Below are 4,253 nucleotides of genomic sequence, written 5' to 3'. Positions count from 1 at the left end.
TCGTTTCCAAACGAGTGCATAAGTAGCTAAACGATTCTATCGTTTGTAAACGATAAATTATTCAACGCTCGTTAGAAACGAGCGCTGGCTCGTGAGGAAGATGCTGAAATAAATTCAGCATGACGATATTAATAAAAAAACTTCGCAGGTTTGAATTACCTGAATCTTCGACTCAGGACTAAAGACTCCAGACTTAGGACTAATTACCTTCCCATCCAACCGCCATCAACGGTTAAAATTGTTCCGTGTACATAATCACTGGCCGGTGAGGCCAAAAATAAGGTTGGTCCTTTAAAATCTTCTGGGGTTCCCCATCTTCCGGCAGGGATACGCGATAAAATTGAAGTGCTTCTATCCTGATCTTCGCGTAAAGCAGTGGTATTATCGGTTGCGATATAACCCGGTGCAATGGCATTTACATTTACTCCTTTTGAGGCCCATTCGTTAGCAAAAGCTTTGGTTAAAGAAGCAATTGCACCTTTACTTGCCGCATAACCTGGTACCGTAATACCACCCTGAAACGATAATAAAGATGCGGTAAAAATTACTTTTCCGCTACCACGTGCTACCATATCCCTACCTACTTCCCTTGTTAAAATAAAAGGTGCTGTCTGGTTTACGGCAATTACTTCATCCCAATACTCATCAGGGTGTTCGGCAATCGGTTTACGTAAGATGGTACCGGCATTATTTACTAAAATATCGATAACCGGATGATCGGCTTTTACCTGCGCAGCAAAGGCTAGGGTATTTTCGCGTTTGCCAAAATCGCACTGGTAGGCATAAAATTTTCTGCCCAATGCGGTTACTTCTTTTTCTACACTGCTTCCCTCCAGTTCCAAACTGGCAGAAACACCGATAATATCGGCTCCGGCTTCGGCCAAAGCCAGGGCCATGGCTTTACCAATACCTCTTTTACAACCGGTAACCAAGGCAGTTTTACCTGCTAAATTAAATATGTTCGACATGATATTTTCTTAATTCTGTTGAGGATTACGGTTTATTTCAATTCAGTAATGGCACAGTGATCCATATCGCCATAATCAAGATTTTCGCCGGCCATACCCCAAATAAAGGTATAATTGCTGGTACCGGCACCGGAGTGGATAGACCAGTTTGGTGAAATTACCGCCTGATCGCCCTGCATCCATATATGGCGGGTTTCCTGCGGCTGCCCCATAAAGTGGCAAACACTCTGCCCCTGCGGAACTTCGAAGTAAAAATAAGCTTCCATCCTTCTATCGTGCGTATGCGCTGGCATGGTGTTCCAAACACTTCCCGATTTTAGTTCGGTCATTCCCATCTGCAACTGGCAGGTTGGCAATACACTGTTTACCAACAATTTGTTGATTACCCTGTGGTTAGCCGTTTCTGGCGTACCCAATTCTACAATTTCTGCTTCGGCCTTGCTTACTTTTTTATTTGGATAAGTTTGGTGTGCAGGAGCCGAATTGATGTATAATTTAGCGGCTTCGCCTGGAGTAGCCGATTCAAAGAAAACTTCTTTTGTACCTTTTCCAATGTATAAGGCTTCTTTATAATCCAATTCGTACTTTTCACCGTCGGCTGTTACAATTGCTTTGCCACCAACATTAATGATACCCAGTTCCCTGCGCTCTAAAAAGTAGGTTGCTTTTAAATCATCCGGGTTTGGTAAAGCAATTTTCTGATCAACAGGCATAGCCCCGCCAACAATGTATCTATCAAAATGTGATAAGGTTAAGTTTACCTGGTTTGCCTCAAATACGTTTTCGATGAGGAAGTTTTCCCGCAGAGCGGCGGTATCCATTTGTTTAACTTCCTTTGGACTTTGGGCGTAACGGCTTTCGAATTTATTCATTGGTTAAAAAAATTGAGTTTTGGGACCAGATCTGGCTCATATTCCAGATCCTATCCGCAAATATATTTATACGATATTTATTATTGGTATTAATACTCAACTTTATAATCCTTTTTTATACTTTCTCCGCCCCAGGCCTTTAAACTGGTCCATGGTGCAGGTGCATCTGTCCAGAATTTATGATCTGCAGGTAAGCCTAGGGTTAAAAAACCTAATGTTGCCATGTATAAACTCCCGGTTGAGGTATAGGTATCGGCCACTTCCGGCTGATGGCCGTTAAAGCCCAGCACCAGCCATCCCTGTCCATCAAAATTCTGCTTGCCATCGTACAGGTTGTGCATCACTTTTGTTAAAGCGCAGCGTACCTGTGCAGGCTTAACATATTCGGGCAGTTTTTCCATTAAAGCCGTTTGTGCCAAAGCCTGAAATGCCGCTGTACGGTAGGTAATCGACCGACCGTAAGCCGGATAAGTACCTTCAGGAGAAATAATTCTTTCCAGGTATTCCGAATAGCGCACCATTCTTTTCAATGCCAGGTCGTAATCGGCCTGCTGCGCTTTTTTCTTGTCAACCAACACTTTCAACAAATCAACCAACATGGGGTGGATAACATAAGAATTGTAATAATCCATACTAAATTTTTCGCCATCACTGTACCAGCTGTCGCCTACATACCATTCTTTCATTTTATTGATCGAAAACTGCACACGGGCAGGATCGTATTGTTCGCCAATGCTCAATAAAAACCCTTCGGTTAAGCCAGAAAACAATAACCAGTTATTATAAGCGCCACTACGTGTACGCAACGATTTAAATTCTTCAATAAACCTTTTTTTCGTTACTTCATCAAGTGGTTCCCAAAGTGCTTTTGGTGCACGGAGAAAAGCATGGGCAACGTAAGCCGCATCAACAATAGGCTGACTTTCGGATCGGTAACTGATGTAATCGGGACTTTCGGGATTAACCGAATTGGCCAGGGCTTTTAAAAGCTCGGCGCGCATGGTTTTCCGGAGTTTGCCTTCAGTAGTATCATCATCAGGCAATGCCAACCATGGGGCCACACCGGCAATGGTACGTCCTAAAGCCTCGAGATAGGTAACTTTTGTAACATTAAGGCCGTAACCAGGTGCTTTTTCTAGCGGCATGTTCTTTTTTAATGTTTCGTTGGCCAGGTTATGGATTACCGGATAGGCAATGCGGTTTAAGGTTTTTACCCAAAAAGCACGGTCTTCGCCGCCTGTGCTGGCTCTCTTTTGTGCATAAGCAAACTGCGAACAGATCATTAATGCAGAAAAAATAAGTTTGTATTTCATTTTCTTTAAATATCTGCGGTAAATTGCAAAAATCAGTTTTTTTTCATTTTTGGAGAGCAGGTTTCTGCATTACTATTCAAGCTTCCTCCCGCTTTCCGTTTTATCCTGATGAAGGATCAGGATGCTCACTTCAATCGGGTCTAGGTGGCAAGGCATATCTTAATATTATAGGTTGGGTGTCTATGCAACAAACCACTGATCATAAACCCGGTAGTAGCGGGCATCCCGATTTTTTCTATCGGGATAAAGCGGATAACGGGGCTGCTGCTCCCTAAGCATTACTGAACCCTCATTTCCATAAAAACCATAATTTTAATATGGTTTTTTGGCCACCTACAATTATTCCCCCTACAAATACCATTTTTTATAACGGGCCAAGGCCTCAAGGTAATAATAATCGGCATAAATTAAAGGTACATCTATTTCGCTGTTTAATGGATAGGCTCCGGTGCTGTGCATCAATAAATAACCTCCGTTTTCGCCCAGTTTTGCATGGTAAGCACTGCTGGAAAGGGAGTAGATCATGGTTTCGGCAGCAGATTTAAATTCTGTTTTTTCATTTCCCGTAGCATATTGGGCAAGTTCTAACAACGCCGAAGCCATTAATGCACCGGCAGAAGCATCGCGTTTGGCAAAAGGAATACCCTGTGCATCAAAATCCCAGAAAGGAATTTTATCGGCTGGCAAATTGGGATGGTTTAAAATAAAATGGGCAATGCCCTTAGCCTGTTTTAAATAGGTTTGATCTTTGGTAAAACGGTACATCATAGTGTAACCGTACAAAGCCCAACCCTGTCCGCGCGACCATGCCGAGCAGTTTGCAGCCCCCTGCCAGGTTGCTTTTTTAATCACTTCGCCGGTCTGAGGGTTATAATCTACCACATGGAAAGAGCTAAAATCCGGGCGAAAATGGTTTTTTAAAGCTGTATTGGCGTGGATTACCGAAATTTCCTTAAACTTTTTATCGCCACCGTTATCACTGGTCCAGTTTAACATTTCGAGGTTCATCATGTTATCGATAATTACCGGACACTCCCAGTATTTACTTTTGTTCCACGATTGGATTGATTTTAACTACGGTATGTTTGTTTGTTACTTCC

At 42.7% G+C, this 4,253-nt stretch carries 4 protein-coding genes; all 4 read right to left on the bottom strand.

The features are described from left to right. Positions 1-203 precede the first annotated feature (203 nt). A complete protein-coding gene (locus tag B2V92_RS09590; protein ID WP_293307274.1) occupies positions 204-968 on the bottom strand; it encodes an SDR family NAD(P)-dependent oxidoreductase in 765 nt (254 codons plus the stop codon). Between the two features lie 32 nt (positions 969-1,000). Next, on the bottom strand, positions 1,001-1,840 hold the full coding sequence (kduI, locus tag B2V92_RS09585; protein WP_293307272.1) for a 5-dehydro-4-deoxy-D-glucuronate isomerase: 840 nt from the start codon (positions 1,838-1,840) through the stop codon (positions 1,001-1,003). Positions 1,841-1,929: 89 nt separating this feature from the next. Beyond that, complete coding sequence (locus tag B2V92_RS09580; protein WP_293307270.1) at positions 1,930-3,153, bottom strand: DUF2264 domain-containing protein; 1,224 nt, start codon at positions 3,151-3,153, stop codon at positions 1,930-1,932. A 348-nt stretch (positions 3,154-3,501) separates the two neighbouring features. Further along, positions 3,502-4,164 (bottom strand): hypothetical protein, encoded by a 663-nt coding sequence (locus tag B2V92_RS09575; protein WP_349681424.1) that lies wholly within the window; start codon positions 4,162-4,164, stop codon positions 3,502-3,504. Positions 4,165-4,253 lie beyond the last annotated feature (89 nt).

The sequence above is a fragment of the Pedobacter sp. UBA5917 genome (assembly GCF_002432345.1).
Classification (GTDB): domain Bacteria; phylum Bacteroidota; class Bacteroidia; order Sphingobacteriales; family Sphingobacteriaceae; genus Pedobacter.
The sequence above is the reverse complement of the archived record's forward strand: the minus strand, read 5'-3'. Positions and strand labels throughout refer to the sequence as shown.